Source organism: Dyadobacter sp. HNCC25DJ185, assembly GCF_056895195.1.
In genome coordinates this window covers 421,970-440,849 of record NZ_JBXHAR010000001.1, presented here as the reverse complement: position 1 = coordinate 440,849, position 18,880 = coordinate 421,970, and the positions used below count along the sequence as shown (strand labels likewise).

Genomic DNA, 18,880 nt, shown 5'->3' with positions numbered 1-18,880 from the left:
CACACAATGAACCTCCCAAAAGTCATAACCACAGCTGTCCTCTTTTCACTGGTTTCATTCGCCGGCATGGCCCAATTGCGGGGCGGGGGCGAGGCTTACCCCAACCTGCATCCCGACAAGGAGGCGATGGCACGTTTCCGGGCCAACAAGTTCGGCATGTTCCTGCACTGGGGCCCAGTTACACTCCGTGGAACGGAGATTGGCTGGTCGAGGGGTAAAATCGTGCCGATCGCGGATTATGATAACCTCTACAAGGAATTCAACCCGGTGCTTTTCGACGCCGATCAGTGGATCAAAACAGCAAAGGACGCCGGTATGAAATATTTCATCATTACTGCCAAGCACCACGACGGCTTTTGTCTTTTCAATTCCAAATACACCGATTACGACATCATGTCCACGCCGTATAAAAAGGACATTGTGAAAGCCCTGGCGGAAGCCTGCAAAAAATATGGCATCGATTTCGGCATCTATTATTCCCTCGCCGACTGGCACCATCCCGATTATGCAACCCGTTACGGCGGCGATCCCCGGCCGGTTTCCGAATCGGTGATGCCCCGGTATGTCCAGTATATGAAAGACCAGCTGAAAGAAATTATCGTCAACTACGACCCAAAGGTATTATGGTTTGACGGCAGCTGGGAAGAATGCCTGACCCACGAAATGGGTATGGACTTGTATGCGTATCTGCACAAGCTGAAACCCGATGTGATCATCAACGACCGTATCGATAAAGGTTTCCAGGGTGTGGAAGTAAGGAACAATGCCAATCAGGAAAAGTACGCAGGTGATTACGCTACACCGGAACAGCGGATAGGCGCTTACATGGTGGAAGAGCCCTGGGAAACCTGCATGACGATCTGCGAGCAGTGGGCATGGAAACCCAATGATAAAATGAAACCCCTGGAAACCAGCCTGGAAACGTTGATCCGGACGGCTGGCGGAGGCGGTAACCTGCTCTACAACGTCGGTCCCATGCCCGACGGCCGTTTCGAGCAGCGCCAGACCGACATGTTATTACAAATGGGTGCCTGGATGAAACAGAATGGCACAGCCATCTACGGCACAAAAGGCGGGCCCTATGAACCCACACCGGATTTCGTTTCCACCAGAAAAGGAAAAATCATTTACCTCCATATTTTAAATAAATCCCTCACCAATTTAACCATCCCGGTTCCCTCACCATTGAAAGTAACCAAAGCCAGCTATCTGGCCGGCAGCCAAGGCATTCCGGTCAAAGTTGAAAACGGTGCACTGAAAATCAGCCTCAGTCCCGAGGGCAAACTGCCCTATGTGATTGCGCTGGAAACCAATGCTGAAACGGAAACGCTGGCAACCATTCCCGTAAAATGACTACTCACAAAACTGAATGACGAAGTTTCCCGAAACGGTAAGCCCATTGAACAAACTTCAAATTGATCGTCAGTCGCCTATGAAAAAATAAAAACCGTGTTACCAAATCACTTTTCAGGCCCGATCGGGCCAATGGCCGGATAGGCTCCATCCGCAGCATGCTTCTTTGGCCTGTTGTACAAGGATACCTGGGCTCATTTTTAAATTGAATTAATCAATTAAAAATTATGAAAATACAAATAAATCTACACTAACTGTTCCTAAACCTATGAGAAAACTATTTTATCAATTAATGATCGCTGTTGCCTTTTCGGGGGCATCATTGGCGGAGGGCGGCCGCACGCGCCTTCCCGCTTTGCCTGCGGGGGTTGTCGAGGCCATTCATGGCAAAGTAAAAGATGGCCAGGGCGAAGGTTTGCCCGGTGTGAATGTCGTGGTGAAGGGGACACAGCGGGGAACGGTATCGAACGGAAACGGCGAGTTCAGCCTGGAAATCCAACCCGGGGATGCCATCCTGGTATTCAGCTTTGTAGGCTACAAAACCGTTGAAGAGACAATCGGCAACCGGACTGAAATCACCGTCGAGCTTGTGCATGAAGACAGGGCATTGGATGAGGTGGTGGTGGTCGGCTATGGTACCCAGAAAAAAAGGGACGTGACCGGCGCTGTGGGCAGCGTGAAAGGGAGTGACGTCAAAAGCGTCATCGCCGCAGATGCGTCGGCCTTATTGCAGGGAAGACTCGCCGGGGTAACGGTTCAGAACGGAGGGAGCGCGCCGGGCCAGGCCCCTGCAGTGGTGATCCGGGGAACAGGAACCTTCGGAAACGATCAGCCGCTGTACGTCATCGACGGCATGATCGCCGCGTCTATGGCCTACATCAACCCCAATGACATTGAGTCTATGGAAGTACTGAAAGATGCTTCCGCTGCTGCCATTTACGGTAGCCGCGCCGCCAACGGCGTGGTGCTGGTTACAACCAAGGCGGGCAAAGCAGGCGATGTAAAAATCAGCCTGAACGTGAAAGGAGGTATCCAGACACCCAGCAAAAAACTGAAATTCCTGAATGCGCGCCAATACGCCGACTGGAACAACCAGGCCCATGACAACGACGGCCTGGAACGTGCGCCCGGCAACGATTCCAAATTCGATCCGACCATCGATACCGACTGGCAAAATCTGGAATTGGGCTCCGCGCCAATGACGGATTACAACCTCAGCTTATCCGGTGGGAGCAACAATGCCAAATACTTTATCTCTGGCCAGTATTTTGACCAAAAAGGGATCGCCACCGACTCCTGGTTCAAGCGATATAACCTCCGTGCCAACTCACAGTTCACGAAAGGCAGGTTCAAGTTTACGGAATCGCTGAGTTTGTCGAGGGGCGTCAACAATCCCAATACTTATGTAGGCCGGGAAACAGGCCCGCTGCCTACCATGCCCGTGTACAATCCGAAAAACCTGGGCGGTTATGCCGGTCTGGACCCCGCTTTTGCGGGCGTTGCGCGGGTCGTAAACTGGTATGGGCTGGCGCATATGGACGACAACCGGTACACGACAGACCAGGCGCTGGGCAACATTGGGCTGGAATATGAGATCATCGACGGGCTGAAATACAAGCTCAATGTCGGTCTGGATTACTCGGTTTACCACCAGTACGATTTCACCCCGGCGTTTTTCATGAGCAATTCGCAGGAAGCGTTCCAGCAGCAAGCTACTCTGAACGATTCCTATACCCAATCGCTTACCACGCTGGTTGAAAATACCCTTACCTATAACAAATCGTTCGGGGACCACAATTTTGAAGTTCTGATCGGTTATACTTCCCAGAACGGTACGGCAAGGAGCCTCGGCGCCACGGCTGCGAACTTTCCTTCCAATGACCTGAAAGTGATCAATGCGGCTATCAACAGGACGGTCAATACCAGCGGCGACTTACAGCAATTTGTATTGCAATCTGCATTGGCAAGGATCAATTACAACTATAAATCCAAGTACCTGCTCACTGCCACGATCCGCCGGGACGGATCTTCCAAATTCCTTTATCCGTCCAACACATTCGCTACTTTCCCATCTTTCTCATTGGGATGGCGCGTGAGCGAAGAATCGTTTTTCCCGAAAAATGACCTGTTCAACGACTTAAAACTAAGGGGAAGTTACGGAACGTTGGGCTCTCAGAACATTGGAAACTATCTGACGTCCCCTACTTTTAACCTGACTTCGGATTACTATTTTGCTGGTGGAGCGCAGCCGGGTATCGCAGTGACCCAATATGTTAACCCTGCCTTGAAATGGGAATCCACCAAAACGAGCGACATTGGCTTCGACCTGAGCATGCTGCGGAACGCGATTACCATTTCAGCGGATTATTTTGATAAAACCTCATCCAATGTGTTGGCCAACATCCCAATCCCGGCCTACGGCGGCGGCGGCAGCTCTTTGACCAAGAACGCAGCCTCCATCAACAACAAAGGGTTTGAAATGGCTGTCACTTATGCAAAACCGGCCGGAAAGGACTTTAATTACAGCGTTACCGGTACTTTCAGCACAGTGAAAAACAAGGTTATCAGCCTCGGGGACGGGGTCAGCCCGATTATTGCGGGAGGGTTCACCCAGCAATCACTGCAAGCGACACGCACCGATGTCGGCCAGCCGATCGGCAGTTTCTGGGGATATCAGGTACTAGGTATTTACCAAACCAAGCAGGAAGCCACCGAAGACGGACGCACCGATGCCGGGGCCGGCGATTTCAAATTCAGCAAAGACCCTACCTGGCTGGGCAGCCCGTTCCCGAAATTCAATTACGGCGCCAACTTCAATGCATCGTACAAGAATTTCGATTTCGGCCTGTTTTTCCAGGGCGTTAACGGCAACAAGATCTGGAACGCAAAAGGGCGCTTCCAGTACATCCTGGATTATGGAAGCAACAAAAGCCCGGAAGTACTGAAAGCCTGGACGCCAACCAATACGGATACCGACATTCCGAGAGCGACCCAGCTGGATCCCGCGAACAACAAACGCTCGTCGTCATTTTATATCGAAGACGGATCTTACCTCCGACTTAAAAACCTGACCATCGGGTACAGTCTGCCACAGGCAGTTCTCAACAAGGCCAAGATCAGCGGTGCTCGGTTTTACGTGAGCGGACAAAACCTGCTGACTTTCACCAAGTACAAAGGGTATGACCCGGAGGTGGGACGTAACAGTAACGGCGGCAGTAACCCGAACAACATCGGCAACCTGCTCAACAATGGCGTGGACCAGACGGCTTATCCCAACGCGAGAATCATGAGTGTCGGTCTTGACTTAAATTTTTAATTCACAAACATGAAAAAGATAATCATCACTCGTAATAAAAGGAGGTTTTTTATACTTCCTATGGTTTTCATGATGGTGGTCATGATGACCGTAAACTGCAGTAAGGACGACCTGAACCTGACCAACCCCAATGCGCTGAGTACTTCCAGCTTCTGGAAAACGGCAGACGATGCCGAAAAAGGGCTGGTGGCCGTTTACGGGCCGCTCACTACCACACAGGGCTGGGGAAGGATGCTCGGCGGTATCCTCACCATTCAGCGCGGGGACGACGCCAATGCGTTCTCTTGGCCAGCTGTAAATGATCCCGGCACTTTCACCGTGGTGCCCACCGACGGACGTGTTGGCGAAGGCTGGGGAGAATTGAACGCGATCGTCGCCAGGGCTAACTCGGTACTGTTTTTTGTGCCTAAAATCGATATGGACGAGGCGCAGAAGAAAAGGATCCTGGGCGAAGCGTCGTTCCTGCGTGCGCTGGCCCATTTCTATCTGCTGAACATGTGGGGCAACATTCCGCTGATCCTCCAACCGGTGGAAGAAGTGAACGATCTTTTTGTAGAACAGGCGACCCAGGAAGCGGTTTGGGCTTCGATCATCAGCGATAGCAAGTTGGCGCAAAGCTCGTTACCCGAAACAGTAGATGCAGCAAACGTCGGCAGGGCAACCTGGGGAGCAGCCACTGCGCTGCTTGGCAAGGCCTATTTGTTTACAAAGGATTGGACGAATGCAGCGGCCGAGTTCAAGAAAATCATAGACAAACCCAACTTGTACCGCCTGGTGGCTAATTATCAGGATAACTTCCTGACGGCCACCAACAACAATGCGGAATCGATCTGGGAATTGCAGTATGAAAGCAACGTGAATGCGAGCTGGGGTACCAGCGGCACGCCCAATGTGGGACGCGGCCAGGCTTACGAACCCGATATTGCCCCGCCAGCCTATTCCAGCCAGGGCAGTATTTCTGTGAACAAATGGGTCTTTGATGCTTTTATGAAACAAAAAACCAAAGACGGCAAGATAGACCCGCGGGCTTATGCGACCATGATCTGGAATTATCCGGGAGCCAAAATCTACCAGGACAGTTTCAAAACCAAGATGACCGGCGCCGATACGAACCGGATCTGGGACCGCAAATACCTGAACTTCGACCGTGAGAGCTCATTGGTACCAGGCTCATGGTGGTATGCTTCCAACAACCGGAGGATGATCCGCCTCGCTGATGTGCTGCTGATGTATGCCGAAGCGCAAAACGAAGCCATTGGGCCGGATGCAACCGCTTATGCCGCGATCAACGCCGTAAGGGCGCGGGCCAACATGCCCGATATTACACCGGGACTAAGCAAAGACGCGTTCCGCACCGCCGTGCGCGACGAAAGGGTACTGGAATTGTCACTCGAAGGCGACCGGATTTTCGATCTGCTGCGCTGGGGAACCATGGCGGATGTGTTCACAAAACATCCCGAATACCGCTCCAACAGCGGCGGTAAGTTCATAGCAGGCAAGCATGAGTATCTGCCGATTCCTTTCAACGACGTAAGTGCCAATCCAAAGATCAAGCAGAACCCGGGGTATATCAATTAGGCGTTAGGTGCCGGTGTTGTCACCAACAACATCAGTGTATCAGTTAATAGAGCCAGAGGCTCGACCGATATCTTAACCCCGGGTTTCAACCCTGGGTACCGGCAACAAAGCCGTAAGACAGAGCCAAAGGCTCGACCGATATCTTAACCCCGGGTTTCAACCTGGGGTACCGGCAACAAAGCCGTAAGACAGAGCCAAAGGCTCGACCGATATCTTAACCCCGGGTTTCAACCTGGGGTACCGGCAACAAAGCCGTAAGACAGAGCCAGAGGCTCGACCGATATCTTAACCCCGGGTTTCAACCTGGGGTACCGGCAGCAAAGCCGTGAGACAGTGCCAGAGGCTCGACCGATATCTTAACCCCGGGTTTCAACCTGGGGTACCGGCAACAAAGCCGTAAGACAGAGCCAGAGGCTCTTGTGAAGCATGCCAAACAAAAGACCTTGTTACCAAAATATGAAAAAAAGCTTGCTGCGACCAGTTCCCCATAACCCAAGGACTAATCCTTGGGTTATGGGGAACAAAACAGTATTTGTTTTCCTGCTGCTAGCCGCCATCGCCTGCAACCGAAACGGCGGCGAGTTGTTCAGCAAACTATCCCCGAATAAAACAGGGATCCATTTCGCGAATACCATTACCGAAGGCGATACCATCAACACCTTCACTTACTACTATTGCTACAATGGCGGCGGTGTCGGTATTGGCGATTTTAATAATGACCAGCTGCCTGACATTTTCTTTACCGGCAACATGGTGTCTTCCAAACTGTATCTCAACAAGGGAAATATGCAGTTTGAAGACATCACCGTTCCGGCTGGCGTAACCACTTCAGACTGGGTCATGGGCGTGTCGGTCGTCGATATCAATCATGATGGATTCATGGACATTTACCTCAGTGTAGCCGGCCCCCGCTTCAACAAGAAGCATCATAACCTGCTATACATCAATCAAAAAGATCTGACTTTTAAAGAGGAAGCTGCGGGCTACGGGCTCAATGACAGCACCTTCTGCGTGCAATCGGCTTTCCTGGACTACGACCGGGACGGCGACCTGGACATGTACCTGCTGACCAACGACGTCGATGAAGTAGAAAAAACGCTGATTATGCCCTCCAGCTTCCCTGTCACCAGGGGCAAAACATGCGACAAGCTATACGAAAACGTGGGCGATACGCTGGGCCATCCGCTTTACAAAAACGTGTCTGTAAAGGCAGGCATCACGCAGGAAGGCTATGGGCTGGGCCTGGCAGTAGCCGACCTGAACCGGGACGGCTGGCCGGATATTTATGCCGCCAACGACTTCATGCCCAACGACCAATTGCTGATCAATCAGAAAAACAAAACCTTCAGGGAATCGGCGAAAGAGAGCATGCGTCACCAGACTTACAACGGGATGGGTGTGGATATCGAAGACATTAATAATGACGCCAAACCGGATATCATGGTCATGGACATGCTGCCGGAAAATAACGAGCGGCGCAAAACCATGATCGCCAAGGCGGATTACGAGAAATTTTTCATGCGTCAAAAAGCGGGATATGTGGATCAGTACATGCGCAATACCGTGCAGCTGAACCAGGGTACCAATGCTGGCGGCGTTACGTATTTCTCGGACATTGCTCAGCTGACTGGCATGCAGGCAACCGACTGGAGCTGGGGCGTGCTGCTCGCGGATTACGACAACGACGGCCGGCGCGACGCTTACATTACCAACGGTTTCGTCAAAGACATTACCGACCTGGATTTCCTGGCCTACAATACCGACAACAGTATGTTTGGTACCAACGAAGTAAAAGCCAACCGTACCAAAAACCTGCTGAGCCTGCTGAAAGGCGTGAAACTTTCCAATTACATGTACCGGAATACCGGCGGACTGACATTCGAAAACGAAACGAAAAACTGGGGACTGAAATACGATTCCTACTCCAACGGGGCAGCATATACGGATCTGGATAACGACGGCGACCTCGATCTGGTGGTCAACAATATCAATGAAGAAGCCTTTGTATTTGAAAACAGGGCCATGAAACCGGGGGCGAAAGAAAATTACCTGCAGATGGTTTTAAAGGGAACAGACAAAAACCCCAACGGAATTGGCACCACAGTTACTTTGTACTGTGGTCAGGAAAAATTTTACAACTACTTTTCGCCTGTTAAGGGCTATCTGTCCAGCATGAACGGCCCCCTGCATACCGGGCTGGGCAAAAATGCAGTTATCGATTCTTTGGCCGTGATCTGGCCGGACGGGAAGTCGCAGGTGATCAGGTCGGTTAAACCCAATCAGCGGCTTATGCTGGATTACAAAAATGCTTCGAAAAACCCCAATCCCGTTTTAGATACGCCCGGTCCGGCTTTTACGAATGTGAATGACCAATACCATTTGCATTGGAAACACGTGGAAAACGAATACAACGACTTTATCGACGAATCGCTGCTCCTGGCAATGTATTCGAAAAAAGGGCCGGGCATTGCGGTGGGCGAAGCGGATAATCAAAACGGGACAGATTTTTATATTGGCGGCGCGGCTGGTATCCCGGGCACGCTTTTCCGGCAGTCGGCCAAGGGTTCTTTCGAGCAAAAGCCCCTCCATGAAGCAGATGCCAGGTACGAAGATATGGGCTCGATTTTCTTTGATGCCGACAATGACCGCGACATGGACTTGTATGTGGTAAGCGGCGGCAGCGAATTCAAAACGGAACCAGGCGCCTATCATGACCGGCTTTATATCAATGACGGCAAAGGCAATTTTACCCGCAACGCCCAAGCATTGCCGCCGACGGTCTCGAGCGGCAGCTGCGTGGTTGCGGCCGATTTTGACAAGGACGGAGACCTCGATTTGTTCCGGGCCGGCGCGGTTTCACCGGGTGCCTACCCCGAGCCCCCGAGAAGTTACCTTCTAGAAAATGAGGACGGAACGTTCACAGACGCCACCCTGCAGCTCGCGCCGGATTTGATGCAGGCAGGTATGATCCATGCAGCCGTCTGGACTGATTTTGACAATGACGGCTGGACAGATCTCATCGTGGCCGGGGAATGGATGACCCCTGTTTTTATGAAAAACCAGAAAGGGAAACTGGTAAACGTCACTGCGCAAACAGGCCTGACCCATATGAGCGGCTGGTGGAACAGCATTTACCCGGCTGATCTGGACAATGACGGCGATACCGATTACGTCCTGGGCAACATGGGCAATAACATCGACTACCGGCCTTCGCCAGGCCAGCCACTGGAACTTTTCTATGCCGATTTCGCCGGAAATGGAAGGCCCAAACCCCTTGTTACCCATTACATTGCCAATAACGACGGCGAGAAAAAGAGCTTTCCCCTCACCTACCGCGACGACCTGTTCCGCTCCATGCCGATCCTCAAAAAGACCTTTGGGACTTACGAACCGTTCAGCAAGGCACAGTTGGGCGATATTTTTAATAAAGACATCATCGCCCAGGCAAAGCATTACAATGCCGACACATTCCAGAGCTGTGTCCTGATCAATAAAGGCAACGGAAAACTTGAAGTGAAAATATTGCCGGCAGAAGCACAGCTTTCCTGCATCTTCGGGATTCTGGCTACGGACGTGGATGAAGACGGCAACCTCGACCTGCTCATCACCGGCAACTCGCATTCCAACGAGGTGGTTTACGGTTTCATGGACGCATCTCTCGGAGTTTTGTTAAAAGGCGACGGGAAAGGAAATTTCAAAGCAGAAACAGCAGAAAAGAGCGGTTTGTTTTTGATCGGCGCAACCAGGGGCATTGGTTTACTGCACGACAGCAAAGGGCGCGAATTGATCCTCGCCGTTGCCAATGCGGATAGCCTGAACCTATTATCGAACAGGTATCATCCCCTTGTAAAAACAGTGAAAGCTGGGGCCGATGATGTGTATGCGGTCGTTACGCTCAAAAATGGCACGAAGCGAAAACAGGAATTTTATTACGGTGCCGGATACCTGTCGCAGCAGGAACGTACCATCGGCATTTCCGAAGCAACCGAGACCATAACCCTTTTTGATACCAATGGGAGGGGCAGAAAAGTTTTTAGCATAAAGTAAAAAATAAACACCTCATAATGAAACGATTAATATCCTTAATTCTCCTTTTTCTGTGCCTCTGGGGTTGCCCGGAGCTGGCTTTCCCTCAAAAGGCAGGTACAGGAAAATCGCTGGTTGCCCTGCAGCAGCAGTTCGTCGACCTGGGGTTCGGCATGTTCATCCACTATAACATCCCTACTTACGGGGACGACGACTGGGCCGATCCCGACGCTTCGCCTGCTGTTTTTAATCCCAAAAAACTCAATACCGATCAATGGGCCGAAGCGGCGAAATCGGCAAATATGGCTTATGGCTGCCTCACGACCAAGCACCACAGCGGGTTCGCGATCTGGGATACCAAAACCACCAATTACAATGTCATGAACAGTCCTTACAAAAAAGATATCGTCGCCGAATATGCCCGATCATTTCGTAAGCAGGGATTGAAAGTGATGCTGTACTATTCGATCCTGGACACGCACCACAAGCTGCGCCCCGGCCACATTACCCCCGCACACATTCAGATGATCAAAGATCAGCTTACCGAGCTGCTGACCAACTACGGCGAAATTTCCGCTTTGATCATCGATGGCTGGGATGCGCCCTGGTCGCGGATTTCTTATGACGACGTGCCCTTTGAAGAAATATACAACCTGGTCAAATCCATACAGCCGCAATGCCTGCTCATGGACCTGAATGCGGCTAAGTATCCAGCGGAAGCATTGTTTTATACCGATATCAAATCCTACGAACAAGGTGCGGGTCAGCATATTTCCAAAGAAAGCAACCAGCTTCCCGCGTTATCCTGCCTGCCGATCAACTCATACTGGTTCTGGAAACCCTCATTCCCGACCACGCCCGTGAAGAAGGCAGACGACCTGGTCAACAAAAACCTGATCCCCTTCAATCAGGTCTATTGCAACTTCATCCTGAACGTCGCCCCAAACCGTGACGGGCTGATTGACGACAATGTGATTGCGGAACTGAAAGAGATTGGAAAATTGTACAAAAAACCCGCCAGTTCTCCCACATTACCTGCCAATGACGGGCCGGTTATTTCCTCCAATCTGGCCAAGAACCGTCCTGCCGATTCCAGCTGGGGCGACGATATGATGATCATGGATTTTGCCAATGACGACAACTTCAAAACGAGCTGGAACTCCAATCCTTCCGTTAAACAACCCTGGTTCGAGGTTGATCTGGAGAGAGAGACCGGCTTCAACACCGTGGTGGTAACCGCTGCAAAAGCCAATCCCTTACATTACAATCTCGAATATTTTGCCAACAACAAATGGTACCCGTTGGCCGAAGGCATGCAGGAAAAGCGTATCAAAGCGATCCGTTTCGACCGCGTAACCGGCCAGAAAGTAAGGATCAAATTCACGGATTTCAAGGAAGCGCCTTCCGTTGCCGAGTTCGGGATTTACAACGAAAGACGTTGATTTTCAAATTTTACACCATGATGCGTAGTTCGTCTAAGCCGTTGCTTTACACGGTTTATCCGTTTTAACCCAAATTCTATGTGACACCGGTATTAACCTGCTTTCTAGGGCGGATAAGAGGTTGTTTGCTCTGCCGCCACGCTACAAGCCCGTGCCCGTACCTGATGAATGGCATTCAAGACCGTTTCATCATTTTCGCCCGACTCAATTTGGCTTTGGCTTACGTAAGAAGGATTTCCAAATGCGGCGACTTCGCGGCGGTCTTTATGGGAGGCCCGAAACCCCGAGCTCAATAAAACTCTCCGTCGACCACCTGATTTCAAGCGGGTCGCCCGCATCCTTTACGGTCTCGAAACTCACGTCTTTGCCTGATCCGTAGTTGATCTGCGCAAAAGGGTTTTTATCAACATTCAGTACCAAAAGCAACCTGCTTCCTTTTTGCAATTGCTTGCTGAACAGCCGCGACCGGTAAAAAGGGATAGTTTCTAATTTGCCCGGAACAAGCAATTTCCTCCTGCTCATATCCTCCGCATAGCTTGCCCTGCCCAGGTAATAGGAGAGCTGAAAGTAAGTACCTTCCGGCGTCACCTCGTACAGCACCAGGCCTACGTCCATATCCTTCTTATTGATGATCGCTTTTAGTTCGCCCTGCAAAGCGCCGCTGATTGAAACTGCATTTTTAAATGGCCTGGTCATAAAAAACAACCCGTTACTTCTGTCGAGATCCTTTTTGATGATTGGGTCGGGATAGTAATCATTGTTGGATGTCTCCCTCTCGGCCAGGTCCACTTTTTGGAACACAAAACCTGGTTTCGAAGGTCTGTTCTCCGAAAGTACGGGAGCTCCTCCGGGAATGCTGTCGAGGTAAAACCTGACTTTACGGTCCTCCATCTTTTCCAGTGCAGCGGCGTGCTTCCAGGTATTGGCGCCCATTACTTCAAAATTGATTTTGTCCTTCAGCAACGCTGGCTTCTTCCCGCCTTTGAGTACGTAATCCAGCCATTGAAAGGTGACTTCCCGGGTATTGATCAAAGCAAGTGAATCTACTTTGTAACCCCTTAATTCGGCGACACCTCCGCGTTGGGCACCAAAATGATCGTAAGGCCCGATGATTAGGTAATGTTCGGCCGCCGGGTTGTATTTGTAATGCTCCCGCAGATATTCCAGGGCAGAAACTTGTCCGTCGTCGTAATAACCCGTAATGGTCAGCACGGGTATGTTGATTTTTTTAAAATCCTCCTGATATGGCACCATCGACTGCCAATAGGCATCGTAGTCCGGATGCGACAGCCACTTCTGGAGCCAGAGATTGGGCGTTCCGTCTATACTATCGATCCGGTTGTAGGCTGCGCCGCTCTCCCACCAGTTGTTCCTCATCCTCCGCCAGCGGGCATTGTCGTTGTTCACGGCGTCATCCGTGTATTTGTTATTGGTCACGTAAAACGCCCACTGGTAGTTGGCCGCAAGAAATACATTGTTCTCCATCGGAAGCCCGAGGCCAGGGATTGCCGCCACATAAGGCACGATCGTTTTCAGGGCAGGATGCAGGTTTTTGGTGGCCGCCCACTGCGCAAAACCCGAATAACTTCCCCCGTACATCCCTACCCTGCCGTCGCTCCACGGCTGGGCGATGATCCAATCGATGACAGCATTCACATCCTTAGCCTCATGCTCGTAAGGTTCAGGCTTGTCGGGGCTCAGCCGTTTTCCGTGCGCATCCGCAACGATGCCTGCATATCCATGATCCGCGGCATATTTCGCCTCCGCCAGGCTTCTGTTTGTATTGGAATAAATGAAATAAAAAAGCGCCGCGGGTAGTTTGGCCTTCACCCCTTTCTTCCTTACCACCACCGCCGAGAGCGTAATGCCATATTTGGTTTTGATCATCACACTGTCCTGGATCACGTAGCCGGCTGTATCCGGCAAGTCGGCTTTTTGCTGACCGAAGCTGCGAAAGCTGAGTAAGAGGCATAGCAAAGCCATACCGAAATTTTTCGGTTTCATATACATCATTAAGTTTTGTTCTATTGTTTTTTGAGGTTCCTGAATTTGACGGCCTGCCGCTCCGAAATATGGACCAGTTCTCCCGTGGTGAGCTCAACCGTCATTGCGTTATCTTCTTTCCGTATCGATTTGATAAACTCCATATTGAATAGCTGCCCTCTTCCGGCCCTGAAAAACATCCTGCAATCCGGGTTTTCTTCCAGCTTGTTGAGCGAAGTTTTGAGGAGCACCTGGTTCTTTCCAAACCAGAGCCTCGCATAATTTTCCACCGATTCGATCAGCTGGATGTCTTTCCATTTGATGAGATGGTACCTGCCCCTGTCCCTCACAAAAACCGAGGGCTCTTCGCGCCCGCCGATCCTTTCCATAGCCTGGTCCATTGCCCGCGCGAAACGTTCTTCCCGCACCGGCTTCATGAGGTAATCCAGGGCGCTTACTTCAAAAGCTTTGATGGCATATTGGTCAAACGCGGTAACAAAGATCACCTGCGGCAGGTGGTCGAGCGTTTCCAGGAGGTCGAAACCCGACCGCCCCGGCATCTGGATATCCAGAAAAATAAGGTTTGGCCGCAAAGACCGGATCAGCGATTCTGCCTCATCGGCATTGGCTGCTTCGCCCAAAACCGTTATCTGGGGATAACTGGTCAGCATCCGAAGCAATTCCAGCCTCGCGCCGCGCTCATCGTCAATGATCAGCACCTTTATTGTTTTCATGGGACCGGCATCTTGATTTCAGCACGTACATTTTCACCTTCCTGAAACAAATGCAAGGCAGCCCGACCCTGGTAACTGATCGCCAGTCGCTCCCTCAGGTTGCGGAGACCGATGCCCTCCGGACTGATATCCCGCTTCAGATTGCCCGGATTCGCAACCCTGAGATATAAAAATCCCCCTTTTTCCAATGCCGAGACATTAATCCGTCCGCCTTCCTTTCGCAGCGCAACCCCATGCTTTACGGCATTTTCGACTAAGGCCTGAACGCTCAGACGAGGCACCAGGAAGTTTAAAAAGGATTTATCGATATCGAGACGGTAAGTCAGCCGCTCTTCCATGCGCAACTGCTCCAATTCGAGGTAATCCTTCACCAGCTCCATTTCTTCGCCCAGGCTGATCAGCATGGAGGAGCCGCTGTACAATCCGCTTCTGAGCAATTCGCTCAACAGGTCGATGCCCCTGCCGGCGGAAGCGGGATTGGTGTAAATGAGCGATTTGATGGTATTAAGCGAATTGAACAAAAAATGTGGATTGAGCTGCGCAAAAAGGTTATCCAGCTGCGCCTGCTTGAAATTGAGTTCAAGCCGCGCGTTTTCGCCCGAGAGCCTTATTTCCCTTTTGGCATAATGGTATAAATGATAAGCCAGCAGCCAGATCGCCATCAGGCGGACACCCGCAATGAAAATGCTCAATCCGGTCAATTCAAAAAAGTCACCAAACTGCTGTGGGCTCTTCGTCAGAAAAAAGACCTGGATAAAGTAAAGTTTGGCGAGTGTAACAACAGAATAGAATACACCCATCACCGGTATCGCGGCCAGCATGCGCCACAATAAATGGTCGAGCGAAAGATCCTGCCAATGGTTTTTTAATGCAAAAATCCGGTAAAGATGCGTGATCAGAATGTACATACCCACATCCGACACCAGCTGTACCAGGGCCAAGCCCCAGCTGAACCCGTCGCCAGTCCAGCCCTGAAAAGTCCAGTACAACGAAGCGACTGTCCAGCCGATCAGCTGGCATTTCCAGTAAAGTGATATGATAGCTCTGTTTCCCAAAATGATTTTGCCTGAAACAAAACAACCAAGACTTCCGGAAAGAAAAAAGATAAAGTACAGCAGCGCAGGAATTTGGCAGCCGAACGCGGGGCGAATAACGTTCTGAAACAGCTGTTTCCGCGGCACCCTGACGAGACACTGAGCATAACAGGTAACTGGCTGACCTTGGTATTCATCCCTACTCGCTCCGCAAACTCTTCACCGGGTTCAGCAAAGCTGCCTTGATCGCCTGATAGCTGACCGTCCACAGCGTAATAAGCAAGGCGACGCCCAGTACCAGCAGAAATACCCAAGCGCTGATATCGATCCGGTAAGTGTAGTCTTCCAGCCATTTCTGCATGGCAAACCAGGCGATGGGCGATGCCACCAGGCAGGAAATAACCACCAGCAGCACGAAGTCTTTGGACAATAACCCCCAGACATTACTGACACTTGCGCCCAGTACTTTGCGGATCCCGATTTCCTTGGTCCGCTGCTCTGCCATAAAAGACGCCAATCCGTATAAGCCCAGGCAGGAAATGAATATGGCCAAAAGGCAAACAACGGCGGAGAGGTTGCCAATGAGTTCCTCGTAATAGAATTTCTTGGCATATTCGGCATCGGCAAACTTGTAATCGAATGGATAGGCAGGGTTGAATTTATCAAAAATCGGGGCGATTTTTTTGATCGCTACGGAAGGCGACACAGTCGGATTGATCCGCATGTCGATAAAACCCACCCAGTTTTTGTCGAAAATAATAGTCATCGGTGCCACCGCGCGGTAGGCCGACCATTCCACGACGATATCGGGGATAACGCCTACAACCGTCCGGTCTTTCCCGCCCCATCTCAGGATCTCACCAACGGGATGTTTTAATCCCATGCGCGCAACAGCCGCTTCATTCAGAATAACTCCGGTAGAATCGCTTGCAAAGTCCCTCGAAAAGTCCCGCCCTTCTTTGAGTTTAATGCCCATTGTTTTGATGTAATCGTAGCTGGTAGCGAGGGTTGTGAAGATGACGGATTCGTCCCCGGGTTTTGCGCCTTTCCATTTCCAGCCGCTGTTGCTGCTCCACCATTGCGTGGGAGGCGAATTGGTCTTGCAAACAGACGCAATCACACCAGTAGCCAATAATTCGGCCCGTAGCACTTCGAAATGGTCCAACAGGTCTTTCGACGAATTGACCGAAATGAGGCCCTGCTTCGTAAAACCAAGCGGACGGTTTTTACCGTGCTGGATCTGCTGATAAATAAGGATGGTACCAATCATCAGTGCCACGGAAAAAGTAAACTGGATCACCACCAGGATTTTCCGAGGCAGCGACGCTCCTTTCCCGACATGGACGCTTCCTTTCAGGATCTTTACGGGGTTGAACGACGACAAGTAAAGCGCAGGATAACTGCCTGCCAGTAAACCTGTCAACAACGTAAAAACCACGATAACAACCCAGTAAATCGGATTCCCGAAGTCGACGGACATCTTTTTAGTAGTCAGGGTATTGAAGTAAGGCAGCGACAACACCACCATCGCAAGTGCCAGCACCAGGGCAATGCCCGTAATCAGGGTCGATTCGCTTAAAAACTGACCTATGAGCTGCCGACGGCCAGAGCCTACGGCTTTTCGGACCCCCACTTCTTTCGCCCGTTTCTCCAACCGGGCGGTGGAGAGGTTCATAAAATTGATACAGGCAATGACCAAAATAAAGAGGCCGAAAATAGCAAACAGCCGCACATACCTGATAAAACCTCCCGTGTTTTTGCCCTCGGTAAACTCGGAATAAAGCCGCCATTTTGACATGGGGTGCAGGAAAATTTCGGGCTTAATCAGATTTCTTACATTGGCGTCACCTGCTTGATGGACTAGCACCACGTCCTTAATTTTGGCATTCGTTTGTACCGGGTCGGCGCCTTCATTGAGCTGGACAAAAACACCCCAGTCGTTATTCCGCCAATCCGTTTTTGCATATTTCTCGACCCAGTCATACATCCGCTCCTGTAAATGCCAGGGCAGCAGGTAATCAAATTGAAGTGTTGCATTATCCGGTTGTTTGGCCACTACGGCCGTTACTTTCAAATTCACATTGTTTTCCAGGTTGATGCTCTTACCAACAGGGTCCTGGCTACCGAAGAAAGCCTCGGCGGTTTCATCCGTCAACACGATCGAATAAGGCTCTTTTAACGGATCCTTTCCTCCGTTCAGGATGCGCAGTGAAAACATATCAATGGCATCCTCGCCTATAAAAATCCCTTTCTTAAGGAATTTTTGGTTACCGGCTATCAGGGAACGGGTTCCCTCACCCCTGTCATAACTGGCCACTGCCTTGAAATCGGGAAATTTGGACCTTAGTTCGTCTCCAACGGGAAATGGGACCGCGTCCTGGGTACCCCTGGTACCATCAAAGGTTTGGTTCAGTTTCACCTCATAGAGCGTGTTGTAGTTCTTATGGTGCTTGTTGGCAGATACTTCATCGTTGATCCAGATACCGATCAGCATGGCTACGGCCATCCCCACGGCGAGGCCGCCAATGTTAATGGCGGAATACGATTTACTTTTGACCAGGTTACGAAAGGCGATTGTTAAATAGTTGCGGATCATGTCGGGACGGAAAGATGAAGGTTGGGGGAGTTCTCTATGTATTTGATGCTTTGTTTTACTACGAATTACGCGTTCCCGCCGCCAGAGCCGGGGATGGATGAGCAACAGCAGGTCCCACACGTACATGCGTCTTGCCTTGCCATAGCCGTCGCGCCGGCCGCGTTTGTGGAACAGTTCGTTGAGGTCACCTGCGAGTTCTTCGCGGAGATGAGGGGCCGTGATACGCTCCATCAGTGCGCGGGCCCAGCGGGGTGGGCGGTGCGGGTCGCTTCTATTTTGCTTTGTTTTCCCAGGGTTCATGCCATGCTTCCTCCAAAAGCTGTATGAGGGATATCCGCCCACAACTCGTTCCTGATCTTACGGGCTTCCTTCAAAACCTGTTCACCCGCCGTGGTCACAGTAAACAGCCTTTTACGACGCCCGCCCCGCTCTGCCGTGGCATCGCCAAACCGGGAATCGACAAACCCTTTTTCTTCCAGCCGCTGCATCGTCCGGTGGACGGCCCCGAGGCTCATGGGACGATCCAGCCGCTGGCTGAGTTCTTCCATAACAGCCACGCTGTATGCGTCGTCGTAGAGCAGCGCGATGGTCAGAAGCACTATTTCCTCAAATTCCCCTAGTTGAGAGCCTTTCATCGGTATACGGATTTTATCCTACTCATTTGTATAGCAAATAGGTTGCCAAGCCTTAAAATGGCAATTTTGCCCAGCATAGCGGGTTTTCAACGCGAGAAGCTGTCCGTAAGCGGACAATCGTCGTTCAATGGCGGACATCCAGGACTATCGGTCTTTGGGCCGAAATCGTTATCTTGGCTCCAT

General features: G+C 51.0%; 10 protein-coding genes. 5 read left to right on the top strand and 5 right to left on the bottom strand.

Going from position 1 to position 18,880, the window contains the following annotated elements; translation table 11 throughout:
* Positions 1 to 6 precede the first annotated feature (6 nt).
* The 5 genes from AC1XUF_RS01715 to AC1XUF_RS01695 all read left to right on the top strand — a co-directional run bounded on the left by AC1XUF_RS01715 (position 7) and on the right by AC1XUF_RS01695 (position 11,715).
* Complete coding sequence (locus AC1XUF_RS01715; protein ID WP_483339869.1) at positions 7 to 1,353, top strand: alpha-L-fucosidase; 1,347 nt, start codon at positions 7 to 9, stop codon at positions 1,351 to 1,353.
* 268 nt (positions 1,354 to 1,621) lie between these two features.
* Positions 1,622 to 4,669: a SusC/RagA family TonB-linked outer membrane protein gene (locus AC1XUF_RS01710; protein ID WP_483339867.1), complete on the top strand. Its 3,048-nt coding sequence runs from the start codon at positions 1,622 to 1,624 to the stop codon at positions 4,667 to 4,669.
* A gap of 9 nt (positions 4,670 to 4,678) precedes the next feature.
* Complete coding sequence (locus AC1XUF_RS01705; RefSeq protein WP_483339865.1) at positions 4,679 to 6,247, top strand: RagB/SusD family nutrient uptake outer membrane protein; 1,569 nt, start codon at positions 4,679 to 4,681, stop codon at positions 6,245 to 6,247.
* Positions 6,248 to 6,760: 513 nt separating this feature from the next.
* Entirely contained in the window at positions 6,761 to 10,294 is a 3,534-nt protein-coding gene (locus tag AC1XUF_RS01700) for a VCBS repeat-containing protein (RefSeq protein WP_483339864.1), read from the top strand.
* 17 nt (positions 10,295 to 10,311) lie between these two features.
* Entirely contained in the window at positions 10,312 to 11,715 is a 1,404-nt protein-coding gene (locus AC1XUF_RS01695; RefSeq protein ID WP_483339863.1) for an alpha-L-fucosidase, read from the top strand.
* 264 nt (positions 11,716 to 11,979) lie between these two features.
* On the opposite strand, the gene AC1XUF_RS01690 is transcribed toward AC1XUF_RS01695, so the two are convergent.
* The 5 genes from AC1XUF_RS01690 to AC1XUF_RS01670 form a co-directional block, all read right to left on the bottom strand.
* Entirely contained in the window at positions 11,980 to 13,719 is a 1,740-nt protein-coding gene (locus tag AC1XUF_RS01690; protein WP_483339862.1) for a CocE/NonD family hydrolase, read from the bottom strand.
* Between the two features lie 20 nt (positions 13,720 to 13,739).
* Positions 13,740 to 14,432 carry a LytR/AlgR family response regulator transcription factor gene (locus AC1XUF_RS01685; protein WP_483339860.1) on the bottom strand — a complete coding sequence of 231 codons (693 nt, stop codon included), beginning with the start codon at positions 14,430 to 14,432 and terminating at the stop codon, positions 13,740 to 13,742.
* Positions 14,429 to 15,487, bottom strand: coding sequence for a sensor histidine kinase (locus AC1XUF_RS01680; RefSeq protein ID WP_483339859.1), 1,059 nt, complete (start codon positions 15,485 to 15,487; stop codon positions 14,429 to 14,431). The genes AC1XUF_RS01685 and AC1XUF_RS01680 overlap by 4 nt, the downstream gene beginning before the upstream one ends.
* Positions 15,488 to 15,665: 178 nt before the next feature.
* Complete coding sequence (locus tag AC1XUF_RS01675; RefSeq protein ID WP_483339858.1) at positions 15,666 to 18,362, bottom strand: ABC transporter permease; 2,697 nt, start codon at positions 18,360 to 18,362, stop codon at positions 15,666 to 15,668.
* Positions 18,359 to 18,697, bottom strand: a complete 339-nt coding sequence (locus tag AC1XUF_RS01670; RefSeq protein WP_483339857.1) for a PadR family transcriptional regulator — start codon at positions 18,695 to 18,697, stop codon at positions 18,359 to 18,361. Before AC1XUF_RS01670 ends, AC1XUF_RS01675 begins: the two co-directional genes overlap by 4 nt.
* Between the last annotated feature and the right edge of the window lie 183 nt (positions 18,698 to 18,880).

Excerpts from the sequence above, each read along its gene's own strand:
- AC1XUF_RS01715 (WP_483339869.1), top strand. The coding sequence starts at position 7 with ATGAACCTCCCAAAAGTCATAACCACAGCTGTCCTCTTTTCACTGGTT.
- AC1XUF_RS01710 (WP_483339867.1), top strand. The coding sequence starts at position 1,622 with ATGAGAAAACTATTTTATCAATTAATGATCGCTGTTGCCTTTTCGGGG.
- AC1XUF_RS01705 (WP_483339865.1), top strand. The coding sequence starts at position 4,679 with ATGAAAAAGATAATCATCACTCGTAATAAAAGGAGGTTTTTTATACTT.
- AC1XUF_RS01700 (WP_483339864.1), top strand. The coding sequence starts at position 6,761 with ATGGGGAACAAAACAGTATTTGTTTTCCTGCTGCTAGCCGCCATCGCC.
- AC1XUF_RS01695 (WP_483339863.1), top strand. The coding sequence starts at position 10,312 with ATGAAACGATTAATATCCTTAATTCTCCTTTTTCTGTGCCTCTGGGGT.
- AC1XUF_RS01690 (WP_483339862.1), bottom strand. The coding sequence starts at position 13,719 with ATGAAACCGAAAAATTTCGGTATGGCTTTGCTATGCCTCTTACTCAGC.
- AC1XUF_RS01685 (WP_483339860.1), bottom strand. The coding sequence starts at position 14,432 with ATGAAAACAATAAAGGTGCTGATCATTGACGATGAGCGCGGCGCGAGG.
- AC1XUF_RS01675 (WP_483339858.1), bottom strand. The coding sequence starts at position 18,362 with ATGAACCCTGGGAAAACAAAGCAAAATAGAAGCGACCCGCACCGCCCA.
- AC1XUF_RS01670 (WP_483339857.1), bottom strand. The coding sequence starts at position 18,697 with ATGAAAGGCTCTCAACTAGGGGAATTTGAGGAAATAGTGCTTCTGACC.